Raw genomic sequence first — 20,845 nt, 5'->3', positions numbered from 1 at the left:
TTAAACTATTATTCAATATTTAGTCGTTTAAAAAGAAACGTTAAGACCGAATGTCAGATTAAGAGGAATAGGATAACCAAATAGTGCATTCTCTGGATCTACGCCAGTGAACTTGTGGCTCTTGATTGTGAGCAAGTTTTGCGCAGAGAAATACATACGTATCTTAGACATGCTAATCTTCTTTACTAGTGCATCAGGGAGGCTGTAGCCAATCTCAATGGTGCGAAGCTTAATAAAAGAACCATCTTCAACATAGTAAGAAGAAAAACGTTTTTCGTTATTGTTGTCGTATGTTGACAGAGCAGGGATTGTTGAACTTGAGTTAGTTGGTGTCCAGGCATCAAGAACGCGATCTCCTTTATTAAGGAATGGAACGTTAACACCTGCCCAGAGGTCCGTCTGCACCTTATAACCGCCATTGGTATCATCACCAGGACGTACGGTAGTGAGAACATCAACATTTTGAACACCCTGCCAGAACATTGTGAAGTCTAGATTTTTATATCGAAGATAGAAATTCAAACCATAGGTGAAGGCTGGTGTTGGATCATAAATCCATTTCTGATCATCGGTTGTGATAACGCCATCATTATTAAGATCCTTAAAGCGCATACGACCGACAGCTGCACCTTCTTGTTTAGCATGGTTGTCAACTTCTGCTTGATTCTTGAATATGCCATCATAAACATAACCAACATAAGAGTTCATGGGATGACCAACAACGCTGAATACACCACTACCACCAAATGTTCCTGCTGCAGCAATAGTCTCAGGAAGTTTGGTTACTTCGTTGCGGTTGGTACCAATATTGCCAGTGAAATCATAGTTGAATGCACCTACATTGCCACGATAACCTGCATTAAACTCAACTCCCTTGTTGAGCATCTCGCCAGCATTAATCCACATAGAGCTTCCTTCACCCATTATACCAATACCTGGCATATTTACAAGTATGTCAGAGGTCTTCTTGCGGTACCACTCAAAGCTACCATAGAGTGAGTTCTTGAAAAATCCAAAGTCAAAACCTAAGTTGGTCTGTGTCGTAGTTTCCCACTTAATGTTATCGTTACCAAGCTGATTGCGCTTGAAACCTGATCCCAACGGCTGTCCACCGTTAGTACCAGCTATATCATAAGATGTACCATAGCTCTGACCACCAAAGTTAGCTTCTCCATAGTTAGAAACATAAAGAGTGTAGCGAGCATAGTTGTTTATGTCTTGATTACCTGTTTGTCCCCAGCTAGCACGAAGCTTAAGGTCAGAAAGCCATGAATTTGAGGCTTGTTGCATGAATTTCTCCTGACTGATGCGCCAACCTAAGCTTAAAGATGGGAATGTGCCGTAACGATTGTTCTTGCCAAAGCGGCTTGAACCATCACGACGAACGGTAACACTTGCCATATATTTGTCAGCATAGTTATAGTTAATCTTTCCAAAGAAAGACGCTAGTGAGAAGCCATCACTTGAACCAAATGCCTGTTGATCGCCCACACCTGCGTCTGGCCACATATAATCTGGCGTGTTTACAGCAAAGCCATAACGCTTTCCGCCGAACCACATGTCGTCTTGACGATTAAGTTCAATACCAAGTAGTGCGTCTGCACGATGTTTGCCTATTTCAAGATTATAGGTTGCAACAGCATTCCACATCCAACTCATCCAGTGCTCTTGCTTAGCCTCAACAGCATTGTCTTTGTTACTCACATTACCGTTTGTGATAGGGTATGTAAAGAAACGTTGCTCCTTTTGAGCATAGTCGATACCTGCAGTAGTGCGTACAACAAAGTTCTTCGTGATATTGAAGTTCAAATGAACGTCACCAAACATACGCCAATACGTATATCTGTTGTCTTTATTTCGGTTAAGCACTTCAACAGGATTCTCGCGGTCAGCGAAACTACCTGTGAGATTAGCATATTCTCCTTTAGTATTATAAACAGGAAAAGTTGGATTATACTGAAGCACATTACCCAGAAAACCATTTGGTTCTGCAACCTCAGATGTACGGTTGATGGTAAGATTTTCACCAATAGTGAGGAAATTGCCTAATAGTTTATATTCTGTGTTTACGCGTCCTGAAATACGGTTGAAGTCTGTGTCCTTTATAACACCAAGGTTCTTGTAGTAACCAAGTGAAAAATAGCTAGATCCTTTATCATTACCGTTGCTAATGCTTACGTTATAGTTCTGAATAAGTCCAGTGCGTGTCGTTTCGTCCATCCAGTTGGTATCTGATGCAGGAATAGTTCCAGCGGCATCAAGATATTTCTGCATCGTCATGCCATTCAGTTGAGGATTACCATGCTCATCGTAACCCCAGTTAAAATGATAACCTACAGAGTTGTTATTTGGATCAAGACCATCGTTCACATTAGCCTGCCAGAAAGCCTGTCCCCACTGCTTTGCATTTAGCACCTTCATGCGGTTAGCATACATTGAAGCAGCAATACTAGCATCAAGGTTTACCTTAGCCTTGCCGTCTTTACCTTTTTTTGTTGTTATTATGATAACACCATTAGCTGCACGTGAACCATAGATAGAAGCTGATGCTGCATCCTTCAATACCTGTATGCTCTCAATATCATTGCCATTAAGTTCGTGCATACCCGATTTTGTTGGCACACCATCAATAATATAAAGAGGATCGTTGTTGTTTAGTGTACCATTACCACGAATACGTACGGTAGCAGCACCAGAAGGAGAACCATCGGCAGAAATATCCATACCAGGAACACGTCCCTGCATCGCCTTAATTGGGTTGTTTTCGTTTTGCTTGGCAAGGTCTTTCACATTTACGACAGAGACAGCGCCTGTAAGATCGGCCTTGCGCTGTGTTGTGTAACCTGTTACCACAACTTCATTTAGGTCGTTACTGGCTTCCTGTAGCGTAACTTTCATACCATCCAAAGCTGCAACTTCTTTAGTTTTATAACCAATGTAAGAGACGACTAGAGTTGCATTCTTTCCAACAGAAAGTTTGAAGTGACCATCCATGTCGGTAACCGAACCATTAGTCGTACCTTTTTCTATTACAGTGGCACCGATAACAGTTTCTCCAGCAGAATCAAATATCGTTCCACTCACATTAATCTTCTGTGCGCTTGCAGCAACACACACCATCATGAGAATAAGGCTCATGAGGATTTTTGACAGATTTCTCATTCGAAACGTTTTTAGTTAATAGATTATTTGCGAATTTATCTTCCGCAAATATACTCTAGCTTAGCAATAATCACTTTCTAAAATCGTTCGAAGGTTGCAACAATTGTTGCATGTAACAATTGTTGCCTTTTTAGTTTATTTTCTTACGTCGGTAGGATAAACATCATATTGCTTCTTAAAGCATGAAGAGAAATAGCTTGGAGTGCCAAACCCTACTTTATATGAGATTTCAGAAATTGTCATATCGCTGTTCAAAAGTAGAGAATACGCTTTCTGCAAACGAATTTTTCTCAATAGCTCTACAGGTGATAATCCTGTGAGAGCTTTAACCTTTCTATATAACTGAACACGGCTCATACCTAGTTCCTCGCCTAGATCATCCATCTTCAGATGTGCATCTGATATGTGCTTGTCAATAGCATCCTTCAGAGCATCCATGAAGCGACGATCAGGAGTGCTTTCTTGCTCAATATGTGCTTCTTGTGTTATAGTTTCAGTCTTTACTTCTTTCTCGCTAAACAACTTTCGCAGTTGTATTCGGCTTTGTAGAAGATTATTTATTCTCGATATTAGGAACTGAGCATTAAATGGTTTTATAATGTATGCATCTGCACCATGTTCAAAACCCTCTATCTGCTGAGACTCAGCACTTCGGGCAGTGAGCATTATTACAGGAATATGACTCGTGATACAGTCTTCCTTTATCTGCTTGCAGAATTGCAGACCATCCATCACTGGCATCATTACGTCGCTCACAATCAGGTCGGGCACGCTCTCGCGAGCAAGTTGTAATCCACTTTGACCATCAGAGGCCTCAATTACATAATAGCTTTGTGCCAGTAATGTACGCAGATATTTGCGCATGTCAGCATTATCATCAACAATGAGCAATGTTGACAATTCCTCACAGTCAGCTCTAAGTAATAAGTTTGTATGACCTTCTTGAATATCATCCCGATTTTGTTGTCCCCCCGAACTAGCCAGCTGTGCATTGTCGTCGGCAATGGCAGCATCCACTTCCTTGCGGAAATTGATTACGTTTGATACCAATCCATCCAATTGTGCCACATTACGATTCAATATATTCAGTAAGTCACGATCGGTACCCTTAATGTCGTTATTTTCCGAAAGAACCTTTAGGGGGCCTGTAATCAATGTGAGAGGAGTCTTCAACTGATGACTGGCATTGGTATAAAACAGTGTCTGCTCCTCGTTCAGTTCACGCATTTTATCACTTGCCTTGCGATATTTGTGGTTCGACCGCTTAATAGCCTTAATAGCCTTAATGATGAAAAACAGTGCTAGTAGCAGTAGAAAAATTGCTACAATGGAAATATATAGCACGCTGCGCTGCAGATTATAGAGTCCCAGATAATTCTCCAGTTTATTCTTAATGGTAACCAGATAGTTGTTCTGCTTGATAATCAAGTTGGTACTCATAATGATATCGTTCACATTTTGTGGCGTAACAACAAAACTCTGAATTGTCGTATTGCGCTCATAAGGCTTACAATCTAAAATATTCAATACCAGTTGAATAATCTCTTCGCCATGAGTCGGATATATATAGGTACCCGTAAGTACACCATTCTTCACTTGCTCTAGTCCACCATCTTTACCAGGCAGTCCATCAATTCCCAGAAACTTTATGTTTTTTTCCTTACCAAGTTCCTTTGCAGCTTTGAAAGCTCCTACTGCATCAATATCACTGTGGCAGAACACAACATCAACTTGCTTACCTGACTGTAGATATGTTTTCATCTGGCGATAGCAGTCTTCAGGAGTCCAATCGCTTTCTGTATTAAAATAATCAATGTTAGTTTGTTTCTTGATAACGCTGCAAAAGCCATCATGACGATCTTTAGCAGGAGACATCGTCATTGGACCTGTCATTTCCCAAACAATAGGTTTGCGTCCTTCAGGCTTTACATCTCCATCTCTAATCATGCTTAAGGTATAGTTGGCTAGTTTCCTACCTGCCTCAACATTATCACCACCTATGTATGCTGTGTAGTTATTACTTTTACTTTTACGATCGAATAGTACTACTGGAATATTTTTTTTCTTTGCCTTGGCAAGTGATGGCTCCAGTTGAGTATATTCGTAAGGAGATACTATCAATAAATCAACACCGGCATCAATAAGACTATCTATTTGTCTTACTTGCAACTTTGGGTCGTTATAGCAATTGACGATGTTTATTTTAGCCTCACTGTCATAGAGATGTTGAGCTGACAGCATTTCATTGTTTATCTTCTCTCGCCATTCACCACTAGAACATTGCGAAACGCCAATCTCATAGGATTTGTGTTTCGCTGTACATGCAGATAAAACTATTGTAGCAATAATTAAACTGTAAATGATATATTTTTTCATGAACTTCTGCGATTTAAGTCGGCCGATATTATTAATTGGGTTCAAAATTAGCAATTATTTTGAAAGTATCAATCTATTTTTGTAAAAAAGAAGCTTAAACTTCAAAAGCTTTTTATAATACATAACTATGGTACTTAACTTGTTCGAAGCAATTACTCTCTGTTGCTGAAATAACTCAACTTGGAAAAATCTACTTTGAAGGTAATATTTACCAAAGTTAATCGTTATTACAAACTTGTTTTTTGTTTATAATAAATACTTGTACTGCAATATTCAACCTATTTACAACGGTAGAAGGAATCCAGTAAAATGGGAAAAAGAATATCATAATTGTAAAGATTAGCGTGTCTTTTTATCAGTTATATAAAATAGCTATTACTTTATAGATAAAAACTATTATAAAAAGCTTGATAATCAAAATAATAATGTTTATCTTTGTCACAGAGCTTTGAGATAATACAGCTACGATGTGTAGCGTATATATAAGGTTTGAATCGTTTATATATCGCCGAACGATAAGTATATCAGTAATGATATTAATAATGGCGACTTTTTAATAATTAAAAAGAATTATAATTATGAAATGGAGTAAAGATTTTATGAGGGATCAGGATTTTGGACTTTTAGTTCTACGTTTGTCAACAGGGGGATTGTTGCTTTTCCATGGATTCTCTAAATTAATAAATGGTGTAGGACCTATCGGCGAAATGCTTACAGCAATGGGATTACCATCTTTTATCGCCTATGGAACACTACTTGTAGAACTTGTAGCAGCAATGTTTATTGTATTTGGTTTATGGACTCGTGCTGCAGCTGTAGCAGTGGCGTTTAACATGGTAATTGCAATACTTATGGTACACGTAAGTCAAATTTTTACACTATCACCTCAAGGTGGTTGGGCTATTGAGTTGCCAATGCTTTACCTTTTACCAGCTCTTGCACTGGCATTCATAGGGGGCGGACGTTATGCCATAACCCGTAATGATATCTTTTCATAATATCCTAAAGTGCATTCTATTACTTTACCATCGCTAAAGAAATTATGATTATTGCAAATGGTAAAAAGCGTGTAGCTCAATGAGTTACACGCTTTTTGTTGTTTAATTGTGGATTTAATTTTTCCTTCTTCTAAAACAACTAATTATCTGTCAATAATATTTATTGTGAAATTCTTTGAGGGCTATTATTTCTGTTTATTTATAAAAAGATAATAACATAATATGGAATGGTTATTTTTCATGGAAAGATTTGCTATAACGACCAATAATTATGATACTTCAATTGAGGCTATTTTGAAGAATTCTCGAACATCTTTAATTTTTTTCTCTCAACTAGGCCATAATTGGGAAATATTTATCTATATTTGTAATATATTAATAATTAATTCTATGAATCAGCAAGCAAAACTATCAAGAATAAGTCAGTTGTTTTCTCGTTTTACTGAACAGATTGAGATATTGAACTCTAATAGTGAGTTCAGTATGAATATTCATGTTGAAAACGTTTTGATAAAATTATTAAACTTAATTTATAATTGTGATTTTAAAAATGTAAATTACGAAGAAAATAAGATATATCCAAGCATAGATCTAAGAGACACTAAAAATAGGATTGCTATTCAAATAACATCTACGCCTACATTAGATAAGGTAAAACATACTTTATATGAGTTTATTAAAAATGATTTATATAATGATTTTGATAATTTATATATTTACATAATAACGAAAAAACAAAAAAAATATACTCAAAGTAAGATAGATGAAGTGCTAAAAGGTAAGTTTAATTTTCCTTCTAAAAATATAATAGATAAAACAGATTTATATAACGAACTTAATGCTCAGAATAATTTGGAAAAAATAGACAAGGTTTGTAAACTGTTGGAGAACCAGTTTTCTGATACAAAAACGGAAATGGATAAATGGGATAAATATAAAAAAGGTCTTTTAGAATATGATAAATATATAATGAATTTGTTTATGTATCTTGATATTAAAGGGTTTTCTCCAAAAATAAACAATACATTAGTAAAGATAAAAATTGATCAAGTTTATATACCACTAAAGCTCAAATTAAAGCCAGACTATTCAAACGCAAACCGAGAAGATAAATATAAAGAAAATTTAAACTTGGTTGATATAAAAACAGCCTTTTTAAAATACAATCAAATAGTTATTTTAGGAGATCCAGGATCTGGGAAATCAACACTATTGAAATATTTGGCATATGATATTTGTAATAAACGAGGTAAGAATCGTAAATATTACAATTATGTTCCAATATTTATTAAAGCAGCAGAATTTGCTAAGTATAATTCAGCTACAGGGAAAAATTTGTCTGAATATATAATTGACGGTTATAATAAAATATATGAGACATTATTTGTTGATTGCTTAGAAAATAATAAACTGGTGGTATTATTTGATGGCATTGATGAAGTAAATATAACTAACCAAAGGCACAATATTGTAGATAAAATCAATTCTTTTGTTGCTCAATACCCCAGTATTAAAATGATAGCATCATCAAGAATTGTTGGATATAATGAAACGTGTTTAAATAGTTGTTTCTATCATTTTGATGTGGAAAAGTTCGGTAAAGAGCAAATAAAATCATTTATAAAAAATTGGTATTTATCGATATCATCACATTCTGATAATAATACTCAGGTGGCTTTGAAAAATGCTAATGAACTTTTTAATTCCATTCGTAAAAATAACTCTGTTTTGAGACTGGCTAGTAATCCTTTATTAATAACTATTATAGCCTTAATATATTATCAAGGCAATGCATTACCAGAGAAAAGGGCTTCATTATATGAGATAGCAACCTCTACATTTTTAGAAAATTGGGTAAAACGACGAGCATTTCAGAAACATGACAATATAGATAGAGTTTCTCTTGTTGAAATTTTAGCACCAACTTCATTTTATATGCATGAAAATTATTCTACGGGGTTAATTCCCGAGAAAGAATTAAGATTGAAACTGATGGATGAATATAGAAAAATAGCGCCATACTTAAATCCTCATGATATAAAACAAGACATAAATGACATTCTTGAATTTTTGCGCGAAGACGCAGGCTTTTTGTTTGAAAAAGGATTTGATGATAATGGAGATTCGTTATTTGGGTTTGTTCATCAAACGTTTCAAGAATATTTTGCGGCTATTGAATTTAAAACCAAATGGAAAGAAGGATGTTTCAAAGAAAATCTTAATGAATATGTATTTAATTCTAATTGGATAGAAGTTATAAAACTATCTGCATCATTATTTAAAATAAATGACCCAAGCCGATTAGGCAGAGCTGATGCTACAAAATTTATTAAAGATATATTAGAGTTAAAGGACCCATATCCTGAAGCAAACAAAAGTTTGGAAGTAACGTGTCAAATACTTATTGATGATGTTGAGATCGATTTATCTGTATTCAAGGACTTGGTAGATAAAATCTTTGATAAACATTTATCAGAAAAGGGTAATATTATAGAAGAGAGATACATATTTGTTATGATAAATCTTTTGCATACAAAGTACTATCAATCATATTTATTTGAAAGAATTTCTGTAATAATCAAAGAAGACCCATTATCCAAATTATCTATCAATCTTCTTAGTATATTTGTTGCATCATCTGATATACCACAGATCAAAGAAGAGTTAATTGATATCTTAAAATCAAATAAAGATAATTTGAAAAAACAAATCTATGAATACAATACCATTATTCCTGTTGCAGAAATAGTGAAGACTAGTGAGTTTCGTGATGAAATAGTTAATTATATAAATTCTCCTCTTTATTTATCAATATATAATGGAAACTTGCCAATACAGTATGTTTGTTGCTTTGATGAAAATCTAAAAGATTGGTTATTATCTATAAGGTTAATTTCTAGCCAAGAAATGAAGAAAGATTTGATAAATTTTTATGTCTTTTCTTGGGGTATGGATGGTGTAGAAGCCATAAAAAAATACTATGATTTATTGAAAAAAGAATATCCTAATATTGACTTTTCCCGAATAAAAAAACATATTAGGAAACTTGATAAATTTGAATTTTATAAATTAGATGAATATCCATTTGTCACATTTAATAAGGTAGAAATATTTCGTAAAATTGATTCTAAATCAACTTTTGCTTTCATTAAAAATGAAAAAGTTCAATTATTTGAATATCCATTTAATTGTAAAGAGTTAAAACCTTACTTTGGAAAACATACTACATGTTTTGTGGATTTTTTATCATTGATTATTTGTGCAGATAATACTGAATCAAAAGAAATTATTATTGATAATTATGATAAACTTATTAACTTGATAAAATTTTATAAAACAATACATTGGCATAATAAAATCAAAATAAATAAAGCTTTTAATTATGCTTTGTCAATAATATTAATAACGGATATTGTCAATAGAGAGATCTTGTCATGGATAACAGTTCAACTCAATAAGCCATATGAATCTGTTAAAATTGATACATCTTTTAATAAGTGTGATTTTGAAGATAAAATCATGCAATCTTCATTAGAGGCATATGAAAAATTAGATATTTTAAACGCAGTAAGTCCACAAGATGACTATAAATATTTAATTTCCGCCGTAATTGAAGAACTCAAAAATGTAAAATCAGAATCCCAAAAAGCAAAAATAAGAAGTTTACTACATAAAATACTTTAAATCTCAAATTATATTAATCATGAGTTGTATTATAATCTACAATAATGCACAACAAAGGGCATCTTTTGTGGATACGATCTATTATATATATATACTTTAGTTGACATGATGTAATTGCTGATACGGAATAGTCTATAAAAGTCCCCCCCTTGGAAAAGGTATCCCTTATTCTAACTTCTTGATTTCTCAGCATACAACTCTTTCATGATGGCATTGCCCACCACATCCCGATAATGCGCTTTATCATAAAAATAATGGTAATTGCGAAATTTAGAGTGAATATTATCAGAAAAGTCCACGACATTTTTATCACCAAATATCTTTTTTAGTGTCGCAATATCTTTAGGATTCATCTGTTTGGCATTGAAAGTGGGACCGATAGCAATTTTTACATTCGTCCCATGGCGTTGGCAAATACTTCTTATTTGTATTAAGCAGGAGATACTTTCCGTCTTAATAATCGGAGCATAGGTGAATGCAGTATGATGTTCCTTAGGCCATGACTGATTTTCCCAATATTTCTCCCCATTTTTCTTTATTGCATCATCCTGACATAACACAGCATCATTTGTTATTGAATTTTGTATCCGTCCGTCGTTATTGATAATTCCGTTCATTGTTTTATCGTCATATTCATGGAAAATCCTATATCTAAGATACGGAATGAGAAACATTGGGGTACAGAATCCCTGGAAATAATCCATCTGATATTTTATTTCGCTCTGACCTGTTACCTCTGGAGGCATGGCATGCATGATGCCTGGTTGGGGATGGTTTTCTTCAAAGAATTGCTTATCCGCTACGATAAGCACATTTTTTATTTTCTGACCTTTTTCAGAATCAAGAGCCTGCATTTTAAGCAACAAATCGCCTGCTCCTTCGTTATTGCTAAACATGCGAAAGCCCTTACCACCTGTATATTTAGACCATTCCTTGATGTGGAAAGCTTTAGTACATGATGTACCCATAATAAACGAATCAAAGTGCATTGACTTCTCATTAGCTTTATATTTATTCCATGAAATAACGCCTTCGCTTAGGGCTACCTCTGGTGCATCATAATCTGTATATTTTCGGATTACCATAAACGGATCACTCATAATATAAAAGATCAATAGTGCTATGAAGGGCAATGGAATGAGTACGCACTTCAGATAGAATACATATATTTTATGTTTCATATAAATTAGAACTGAATATAAATAAAATCCTCAACACCGAAATTTCCATAAAAGAAAATAAGCACCACTAGAACGAAATATAGCGTCCAGCGTACGTATGCCTTTTTAGTTGTTGTCCATTTGATGATATCCTTATGCGAATTAATGTATTCCATTACGAACATTACCACTACGGCTATTCCAAAAGCTATCCACTGATTGTCATTCAGACCGAGGCGAAGCTCCTTTGCATCATTGACGTTGAAATTTAGCAGATGCTGATAAACATAGAATACATCCGACACATTGGACACACGGAAAAAGAGTAGCGACAAGGCAAAGAGCACATAGGTGCGGATAATCATTAGGGGACGATAGACACGATCTCCTACTTTCGCTCTGAAATGCTCATGCCCTGTCTTTGTTGCCGTTTCATAAATGATGACTAATCCCTGAAACAGTCCATAAAGTGCGAAAGTCCATCCGGCCCCGTGCCATACGCCAATGGTGACGAAGGTCACGAGCAGGGCAAAATAGATACCCCATTTTTTCCATCGTCTCGCCTCGGCTGAAACAGGCGTAAAAATATAATCACGGCACCAGAATGACAGCGACTGATGCCATCTGCGCCATAGTTCGCCTGTGGAAAGCGAAATGAACGGTCGATCGAAGTTGGGCGACAATCTAAAACCGAACATCGCACCTAATCCAAGTGCCATATTGGTGTATCCCGCAAAATCGGCATATAGCTGGATTGGATAAAGAAGCGTGGCCTGTAGCATCTGAGCGCTAGTGGCCAAATGTACATCATTGAGCACCATGTTCATCGACGGTGCTATGCGGTCGGCTATCACTAGCTTCATGAAAGCTCCCCATGCCACGAGTTTCAGTCCCGCTGTGACATTTTCGTAGTTGAATAAATGTTTTTCCTTGAGTTGCGGCAGCATGTCATAAGCCCGTTCTATTGGACCTGATAGGAATTTCATAAAGAGCAGCATGTACAGCATAAAGTCCATCAGGTCGTCCTCTGGTTCTTCCTCCCAGTTTATTTCTATCAGATATGATAATGCCTGAAAGGTATAGAACGATATTCCCAGCGGGAACAGTGGTGATGCATATCGTGCTGTGAGCCAAATGCCCACTAGTATGGCGATAGATATGGTGAATATCCATGCCCGCCACTTGCTTTCAATGTTTTTATGCAGGAGTTTTCCCGCTTCGAAAGTGAATAATGCGATGCCAATAGCATAAGCCAAATACACTATATGGTAATAGCCGATAAACACCACGCTGGCGGTAAGTAACATGAAGTGTTGCCACCGCCGGTTAGTCCTCGCATAGTATAGTGCGAAGACTACCACGATGAATATAGCGAATGGTATTGAGAGAAACTCCATTTGCTAACGTTTATTTACTTTTAGAAACTATTGCGTCGCATAGTGCGCCCACGTTCTTCAGTTTTATTATTTCCCTAAGCTTCAGTTTGATGTTGAATCTACTTTCTATCTCACTGATAATAGTCATGTTTGTTATCGAATCCCATCGGTCCACATCGTTGGCGGTCATTTGGTAATCGAGTTCAATGTCTTTTTCGTCAAGCACCTCGGCAAATATGCTGCTGAGTGCTTCAAGAGCTTCTTCTTTTGTCATCCTATTATTTCTTTTATTAGTTTTCTGTCTATTTTATTATTTGTATTCTGTGGAAACTTCTTCAGAAAATGTATCTCACGTGGAATCATGTATGGGGGTAATTTGGATTGAAGAAAGCTCTTCAATTCAAATCCACTATTACCTTCAGCTTGTTCTACTGCCATCTTTATTGTATTGCCTGAACCACGATCTGTGACCACGGCAACTACAGCCTTTTTTCCGTTATAATAGTTTCTTGCCACACATTCTATTTCGCTTAGTTCCACTCTGTAGCCATTTACTTTCACTTGCGAGTCTTTTCTTCCGTAATATTCTATGTCGCCTAAGGCATCGCAGGCACAGATATCGCCAGTGCGATAGTATCTTGTACCATCGTCAGCTACAAAAAAGGCCTCCTTGTTCTTTTTCTCATCGTTCCAGTATCCTTGTGTAAGTTGCGCTCCAGCAAGACAAAGTTCGCCTTTGGTACCAGTAGTACATGGAATCCCCTTATCATCTATTACCATGGTTTTAACTCCAGGCATGGCTTTGCCGATACACACATTACCGTTCGTCTGCTTATCGGCGCAGAAGACGCGCATACGATAAGCTGTGCAATAAATGGTGCACTCCGTAGGTCCATACAGGTTCCATACGCTCGCATTAGGCACACATTTATACCAAGCCTTGGCGTCATCAATATTTAGTGCTTCTCCGCAGAATAATGAATATCGCATCTCGGGAATGCTGATTTCCTCCATATATGGCCTTAGGCTATGTATCACCGATGGTACCATAAGAGCGGCAGTGAGATGATATTCATCAAGCAATGCAAACACAGCTTGATATTTTATTTCCTTAAAGCTTACGGTGTAAACACAGGCTCCTGCAAGGAGGGGTAAAAGATATGATTGTACTGAAAGGTCGAATGTAAGGTCGAACATCTGTAGACATCGATCTTCCGGTTTCAGTGTAATACCTAGTTTCCCCACCGAATCAACGAATGCCGCCACATTACCGCGACTTATAGGCACACCTTTTGGTCTTCCGGTGCTACCAGATGTAAACAGTATATAGGCTAAACCGTTGTCCGTTTGTTTTTGGGGAATAACAGTTCATTCTCATCGTTTAGCGTAGACGTTATAATAACGTCATTATTTCTGTACCTGGTACTCTTCGATGAGTCAAGAATTGTCGTTATTTCCACCTGAGCAATGATGTCCATGCATCTGTCGAGAGGTTGGTCCGGATGCAATGGAACGTAGCACTTTCCCTCCATCCATAGGGCCAGAATAGATGCGTAAGTATCCAGGTCATCGTTAGCCACCAAACCAATATTTTCTTCACTTACATTATGCAATACTTTTCTCACAGCCGCGATTCTTTTTTTCAAACGGGCATAGCTATAGTATTCTCCCTCTATGCAGAATGCATTTCTTTCGCCATACTTCTCTAATGAAAATTGAAGTGTGCTTATTATTAAACTATTAAACATGTTGTTATTTCTCTGCGAAAATCATTACAAAAGCCATGATGAGCATGGATGTATTGATTATCTTGTTCGTTTTTGTTATTATGTTAATTAGAATTATTTACTGAAGCTGATGCGTGGCATCAGTTAGAACATCGTTAACAGTATGACTCTAGCCAAAGCCGAATGACGGAACATCCCTATACGGATTTGATGGACCGAAGATATTTACCGATACATTTTTGATTCGGCTCTGGATAGAACCGTTCTTTTTTGCGAAAATTGGAATATCACTGATAAGAAACCGCACTATTGCTTCAAATAATTTCTTCATTTACATTTCTATTTTTTAGTAAGACAAAAATATATCGAAATACCCCCATCCATATATTGATATTTATTTTATCGGGTGCAAATATTTATTTATTTTCCTATATATGCAACGATGAAATGCTCGAAACGCAGAAAATCAATGCTCAACCGTAGGAAAAAATGCTTGAAGGATGTTGTTTATTTCCACTTGACTTCAGCCGAATGGTTACCTACATACTTTTGCTTATACTTGATGAGCATTATTGATTGGGTGGTATATGACAGCTTTCCGTTAACCTACCTGTTGTAGTTTATCGTTATTTTGTCGTCGATTTTGTAGAACGGTCAAAATAAATAATGTGGCAATAAAATTATTATGTTTCATAATTCAAATGTATTTGGCTTATTTATACGATAAATGTACGTATAGTATAATCCTTGCTTGATAGAATATACATTTTTTTTGCAAAGGAAACATTTCTACGGTTAATAGCAATATATAACTATTGATATATAAGTCAATAAAGTATGTAATTATTTTCTTGAAAAGATATTTAATCATCAGTACTTCTTTTTCTCCCACCAGAGCATTAAATTCTTTTATTTTGAGTACGAAGGTTGGAAAAAAAGCACTTTACCTTTTGATGGGAAAATAAAACTCCCTTTTTCTAAAATACTAGAGCCCAATACCGACGGACCTTCTACTGATATTGCTGGATAATTATAGAAAACGTTATTAGCAAATTCTAGTTTATCTATCGAAAATACCTTGGTTAAAATACTTTTATAGCATGAAAGGCTGCCAATATCCATTTCTTTTTTACGAACAAATTGTTTATTAAACATTATACCTTTCTTTGAACTTGTAATCTTATCTAAATCGTTTTCTCCAATTTTCAAATCTCCAGAATAACCTGTGTCAAAAATAACATCATGTAATTCAATTCCAGGGCTCAACTTTAAGTTTATGCTTGGTATCCCATAGTATGAGTCAAGATATTTTATTTTCAATGAAAAATTCAGCTCTGTGTCAAAAAAATGAGGGATATTTGTGATAATCATTTTCTTAGTTTGACCGTCAAGTTTTACTGAATAGCCCAAATTACGAATCCATACAAAGCCTAATATACCATCAAAGTCCTCACTTAACGACTTCGTAGCTTTGACTATTGGAGCATACAATTTTTCTTTTATATTATTAAATTCGAAATTAACTTCAGCAATATCTGAAGAAACTAATTCATTATTGAATCCTCGAGCAGAAGATTTGGCTACTACTTTTAATCCTTTTATTTTGTCTTCAAAGATGGCATTGTCATTACTACCTGTATCAAAAACCAAGTGTAAGTCATTGCCATTAACCTTAACTGGAATAACAATACGACCTTTAATGTAATTAAAAGACAGAGTATCAGCAAATAGTTTTTTTTCATTCTTTGCTATAGATTGCTGGAATGATGAACTTAACAATATAAGAATAATAATAATTTTCATAAATTATTAAATAATTAGTATCAAATGAAAAATATATAATTTAAGCAAAAGGGTAGACTCATTTACCACCTAAATATAGAATATAAACAACTAGAATCGCTTCGTACTAATGGATAGATTATTTTTTGTTTTACCAAAAGCATATTGCTGTTTGCCATAGTTTTTAATATTCAAATCCTTTTATAGACAGTCCTAGGTTAATAGGTATCTTTTTGACTTTGCTCGAATCGGGATCACGAACGTAACTTGTTTTTAAATAGGCAGGGAGATATATAGCTCCGTCGCTTTGTGTGTCTACTATTTCTATGCTTACGTAATATCCTTTATGATTAGTGAAAACTAGGGGCTCTTGAGGGGTTATTTCAAGAGTATGTTTTGCTTGTGATTCTTCCACAACAGAATAAATCGGCTTGTGCAATATATTAACTAAGCTGTCTTTATTGAAAATCTCATATACATTAACACTCAATGTACACTTACTATAAGTGCTTTTGTGTACAGGCAGATATATATTCTTAACGTGGAAATCATGCTTCGGTTTTACGGTAATCCCCATTTCTACGCCAATATTGTTCCTGCCTCTAAATACGACATCTCCGGGGAAAGGAAGTCCCTTGTGCTTTAAAGTCTTTTCTTTTATCTTCTTACCGACAACTGTAAAATCAGTAAGAGTGTATGCTGAAGGTTCCATAACTACATCCAAATGACTCTTGTCAGACATACCTTTTATATCAACAGTTTTAGATGAGTAAGCAACATGACTGAATACGAGTTTGGGCGAATTGTTATCAGGAACAACGACAGAGAAATTACCACGCGCATCTGTTATTGTTCTTATGTCCATGTCTTTAACTACAACGGTTACGTATTCTATATTCTGTCCATTTGCATTCTTTACAGTTCCTGTAAAATGTTTTGAAGTCTGGCATAATGCAGATAAAGATATTGTGATGCTTATTAATAATAAATAAACTCTTTTCATTTCTTTCATAAGATTTTTAGTGTTTAATTTTTGTTCTGATTATTAATCATTTTGCAACTGCAAAGATAATATATCATTTTAATATCTGTGCTATCCGTAAGTTATTTTTAGGTTAATATGTCTGTATTATATGTTATTTAAATATTCAAGCACGCTAGCGAATGTGTTATTAACTTTTCCAAAAACACTTTTGTCTGTTAGATACTTTTATAGTCAAGTCTTTAGTAGTTTGGCTTCATAAGACAAAAAATTATACCCGTTATTTCGTTGTGTTCAATAAAAAGCCTATGTTCATGAATTTATGAACATAGGCTTTTTGTTGAACATGGACGACAACTCATAAGCTTTTTGCGTATTGATGCATTTCTGCTCATGCATAACGCTACCTGCATTATTTATAGTCGTTTCAATTCGTCAGTAGATGCCGTTCCTTTATACTTGCTCTTCGACTCATTAAAGCGGTAGGTCACAGTAAGTTTAAATGTCCTCTTATCATTATCATTCCATTTATTACTAATAACCCCATTCGTGTCAATTTGCCATTTCTCACGACTCGTGTTGAATATGTTAGTAACACTTAAGTTCAATCGCAGTCGGTTATTTAAGAATGTTTTTACAAAGTATAGTTCGGCATAAGAGTTTGCATAGTAATACCTCACGCCGTTATCCGTATGTCCAGCTGTGGTATAGTCTATTTCACACCCTACATTAAAAGATGTAGAGAGTTTTAAAAGATTATCCATTTCAAAATACCAGTTAGGCTTGTTGTATCTTTGACCATTATATGACACAAATGGTTTCGTGAAATTCACTTGCAATTCAGGTTTCCATATTTTGAATAGTGTAGGAGAGTAGTTGGCAGAAAAGTTCATGTAGCGTCTATCCATATTGCGAGTTTGAAAGAAAGCAATAGAATCATTAGTCTCATAGTGATCATAAATGAATGAAATACCATCTTTTATTGTTGCATAGGTAGAAACAAACTGGAGGTCTTTCCATGCTAATGTTAGCGTAAGCATATTTGTTTTGCTAGGTTGCAACTCTGGATTTCCACCTTCGTATGAATACGGACTATTTATGGCTACAGCATTGCGTAGTTGAAAATAAGATGGTCGTTGCGTTGTATAACGGTAAGCCAGTGAAATATCTACATTACCAATATTATAGGCAATAGACCCCGATGGGAAAAAGCCACCATACGATTGACTGGCTTCTGGGGATTTTATAGCGTCAACATAGTAATTAAAGTTGGTATATTCGTATCTAAACCCTATATTTGCGCTCCAATGTTCATTCCATGATTTGTTATATTCTAAGAACCCTGCATAAAGTTGTTGGTTGGCTTTGTTTGTTGTTGAATGGAGATCGTTTTGCACGGTTGCGCCATCAACTACTTTGTAGTTATTATTGTTGTTCGTATATGAGGCTTCCATACCAGTCTTAACATTTCCGCCTAATAAGGGAGAAACAAAGATGAGTCTTCCTGCATATAGTTTGTTCTTTGCGTTGTTATGTGAACTGAGATTACTTTGCGAAATGTTGTAGTCTTGTTTATCATTGCTATTTCCATTAAGATAGTCCATATCAAGTTTCAAATAGGAATCATCATTGAACCCGTAGTCTAAATAAGCATTCACGTAGTGGCGCTTAGATGTTCGCTGTCTGTAGTCTTGAGATGAGGCACGATAGGTCACGATACCTAGATGTTGTCCTTCCAAGTCGTCAAAAGCATTGAAGTGATTACTTGGGGTGTCGGTGAATTGGTAACGTAATCCTACAGATGAGCGGCTATTCCATTGATAGTTAGTACCTAAAGTTGTTAACAGGGTAAGGTTTCGTCCTTTGAGTTTAAGTTTATCACTGTTTTCCCAATCTCCGTTATGACTATCCATCGTTTGGTTTGCACTTAACATATTTCTGTAGTATCTTGCAGATCCAAAAATATCCAAACCATTTTTTCTATAGTTTAATGTTCCACCAGCTTGGTGTGATAACACACGCTCTGCACTTAAATTTCCGTCTACAATACCACTTAATCCATCGCCCTTAGCTTTAATCGTAGATATTCGGATGACAGAATTTACTGTAGCATCGTATTCTGCGCCAGGGTTAATAATAACCTTCACATTCTTTATTTCAGAGGAATTAAGTTGCTTTAGTTCCGTATTATCGTATACCAATCGGTTATTGATATAAATAAGTGGTGTCCCTTTGCCCAAAACACCGTAAACATCGTTTTTCAATGTAACAAGTGGCAGGTGCTTTAGCACATCCGACGCATAGCCAATATCAGCTAGTGGACTTTTCTCAATGTTGACAGTTAATCCTTCAGCAGAACGAGTAATCAGATGCCCTTTTACAACGACTCCTTTCACCATCATTTGAGAAGGCTCCAATTTGGTAAGTCCCATATTTGGATTAGTAAATGTTCGCTTGATAGTCTTGTAGCCTACATAAGAGATACGAGCTATCACTTTCTGTGATTCGCACGGAATAACGAAATATCCATCCTCATTGCTTACTCCATTGCCTATAATGGTAGAGTCAGTTGGTGATAATAGTGTGATGTTTGCAAATTCTAGTGATTGTCCATGCTCATCAATGATTCGCCCTTTGTAGTGGAGTGCTGCCTTTTGAATGCACTCTACAAGCAGAATGTTTTCATCCATTGTTGTCATTTTGATAGGGTAGAATCCTATCATCTGTCTGATGGCATCAGGTATGGTTTTATTTTTAATGTCTGTAGTTACATGAAAGTCCTCCAATTCATTATAAATAAAATTGATGGCATAGTTATGTTGTTCACTATTCAACTGTTTGAGAATAGCTGATATCGGTGTGTTATTATAATGAAGATTTACACGTTGGGCAGAAAGATGAAGACTTAATGCGCATAATAAAATGATAATAGTCTTTCTCATGATCATTCCACAGTTATAGTGTTGTCTGAATAGATGATGTTGATGTGTTCAAAACCATTAAGTATCTTAAGACAATAATCTAGAGATTGCTTCTTGTCCCAATTAAAGAATAATCTAATTTTACCAGTATCTTCATTCTGATAAACAACCTTCACATTATAGAATGTTGCCATCTGATCTAGAACATCTTTCAGCTTAGCATTTTCAAATACCACAGGCTTCATGTCTACAGAGTCTTTCTTTATTTCCTTCTCAGTTTTTGCATAGTCCTGGCTATTCACCTGTTTTGTTATACTCGGTTTTATGGTCGGTTTATGACTTGGTGAAGTATGTAATATACCTAACTGAATGACTGCTGCCAGAGCTACGCCAGAAAGAAAAACAATGCCGATTATAGAGGCTGCAATTTTCATCCAGTTATGTTGGTGACGAAAATGTGTCTTTGAGAATTGTTGCCAAGCATCATCCACATTTACCTTTTGTGGATTTAGCTTTTTAATAGCTCGTTTAATTCTTGCAGCATCATGAATTGTTGCTTTCAATTCCTCATCAGCTAGAATTTCTTCAATCTGCTGATCTGAATATCTATCCGGATGTTCTTGGATATCAAAGAATACCTTCTTCTTTTCTTCTATCGTTTTATTAATCATAGTCTT

The 20,845-nt window shown here is 35.5% G+C and carries 12 protein-coding genes and 1 pseudogene; 2 read left to right on the top strand and 11 right to left on the bottom strand.

The window, feature by feature from the left end; genetic code table 11:
• Window positions 1-27 precede the first annotated feature (27 nt).
• On the bottom strand, window positions 28-3,162 hold the full coding sequence (locus prwr041_RS03050) for a SusC/RagA family TonB-linked outer membrane protein (RefSeq protein ID WP_207154869.1): 3,135 nt from the start codon (window positions 3,160-3,162) through the stop codon (window positions 28-30).
• Window positions 3,163-3,297: 135 nt separating this feature from the next.
• The gene (locus prwr041_RS03045; protein ID WP_207154867.1) at window positions 3,298-5,538 is read right to left on the bottom strand and encodes a substrate-binding domain-containing protein; all 2,241 of its coding nucleotides are present in this window, start codon (window positions 5,536-5,538) and stop codon (window positions 3,298-3,300) included.
• Window positions 5,539-6,116: 578 nt separating this feature from the next.
• On the opposite strand from prwr041_RS03045, the gene prwr041_RS03040 reads away from it, so the two are divergent.
• On the top strand, window positions 6,117-6,536 hold the full coding sequence (locus prwr041_RS03040; RefSeq protein WP_207154865.1) for a DoxX family protein: 420 nt from the start codon (window positions 6,117-6,119) through the stop codon (window positions 6,534-6,536).
• A 222-nt stretch (window positions 6,537-6,758) separates the two neighbouring features.
• Window positions 6,759-10,220: an SMEK domain-containing protein gene (locus prwr041_RS03035; protein WP_207154863.1), complete on the top strand. Its 3,462-nt coding sequence runs from the start codon at window positions 6,759-6,761 to the stop codon at window positions 10,218-10,220.
• Window positions 10,221-10,390: 170 nt separating this feature from the next.
• On the opposite strand, the gene prwr041_RS03030 is transcribed toward prwr041_RS03035, so the two are convergent.
• The 9 genes and pseudogenes from prwr041_RS03030 to prwr041_RS02990 form a co-directional block, all read right to left on the bottom strand.
• The gene (locus prwr041_RS03030) at window positions 10,391-11,401 is read right to left on the bottom strand and encodes a hypothetical protein (RefSeq protein WP_207154861.1); all 1,011 of its coding nucleotides are present in this window, start codon (window positions 11,399-11,401) and stop codon (window positions 10,391-10,393) included.
• 5 nt (window positions 11,402-11,406) lie between these two features.
• The gene (locus prwr041_RS03025) at window positions 11,407-12,777 is read right to left on the bottom strand and encodes an MBOAT family O-acyltransferase (protein WP_207154859.1); all 1,371 of its coding nucleotides are present in this window, start codon (window positions 12,775-12,777) and stop codon (window positions 11,407-11,409) included.
• A 10-nt stretch (window positions 12,778-12,787) separates the two neighbouring features.
• Window positions 12,788-13,030 (bottom strand): acyl carrier protein, encoded by a 243-nt coding sequence (locus prwr041_RS03020; RefSeq protein ID WP_207154857.1) that lies wholly within the window; start codon window positions 13,028-13,030, stop codon window positions 12,788-12,790.
• A pseudogene (locus prwr041_RS03015) lies at window positions 13,027-14,504 on the bottom strand (amino acid adenylation domain-containing protein). The gene prwr041_RS03020 and the pseudogene prwr041_RS03015 overlap by 4 nt, the downstream one beginning before the upstream one ends.
• A gap of 148 nt (window positions 14,505-14,652) precedes the next feature.
• The gene (locus prwr041_RS03010) at window positions 14,653-14,814 is read right to left on the bottom strand and encodes a hypothetical protein (RefSeq protein WP_207154855.1); all 162 of its coding nucleotides are present in this window, start codon (window positions 14,812-14,814) and stop codon (window positions 14,653-14,655) included.
• A gap of 578 nt (window positions 14,815-15,392) precedes the next feature.
• A complete protein-coding gene (locus prwr041_RS03005; protein ID WP_207154854.1) occupies window positions 15,393-16,286 on the bottom strand; it encodes a pepsin/retropepsin-like aspartic protease family protein in 894 nt (297 codons plus the stop codon).
• Window positions 16,287-16,449: 163 nt separating this feature from the next.
• A complete protein-coding gene (locus prwr041_RS03000) occupies window positions 16,450-17,277 on the bottom strand; it encodes a carboxypeptidase-like regulatory domain-containing protein (protein WP_207154852.1) in 828 nt (275 codons plus the stop codon).
• Window positions 17,278-17,663: 386 nt separating this feature from the next.
• Window positions 17,664-20,189 carry an outer membrane beta-barrel family protein gene (locus prwr041_RS02995; protein WP_207154850.1) on the bottom strand — a complete coding sequence of 842 codons (2,526 nt, stop codon included), beginning with the start codon at window positions 20,187-20,189 and terminating at the stop codon, window positions 17,664-17,666.
• A 2-nt stretch (window positions 20,190-20,191) separates the two neighbouring features.
• Complete coding sequence (locus prwr041_RS02990) at window positions 20,192-20,839, bottom strand: DUF4974 domain-containing protein (RefSeq protein ID WP_207154849.1); 648 nt, start codon at window positions 20,837-20,839, stop codon at window positions 20,192-20,194.
• Window positions 20,840-20,845 lie beyond the last annotated feature (6 nt).

This window comes from Prevotella herbatica, assembly GCF_017347605.1.
GTDB classification, from domain to species: Bacteria; Bacteroidota; Bacteroidia; order Bacteroidales; family Bacteroidaceae; genus Prevotella; species Prevotella herbatica.
The sequence above is the reverse complement of the archived record's forward strand: the minus strand, read 5'-3'. Positions and strand labels throughout refer to the sequence as shown.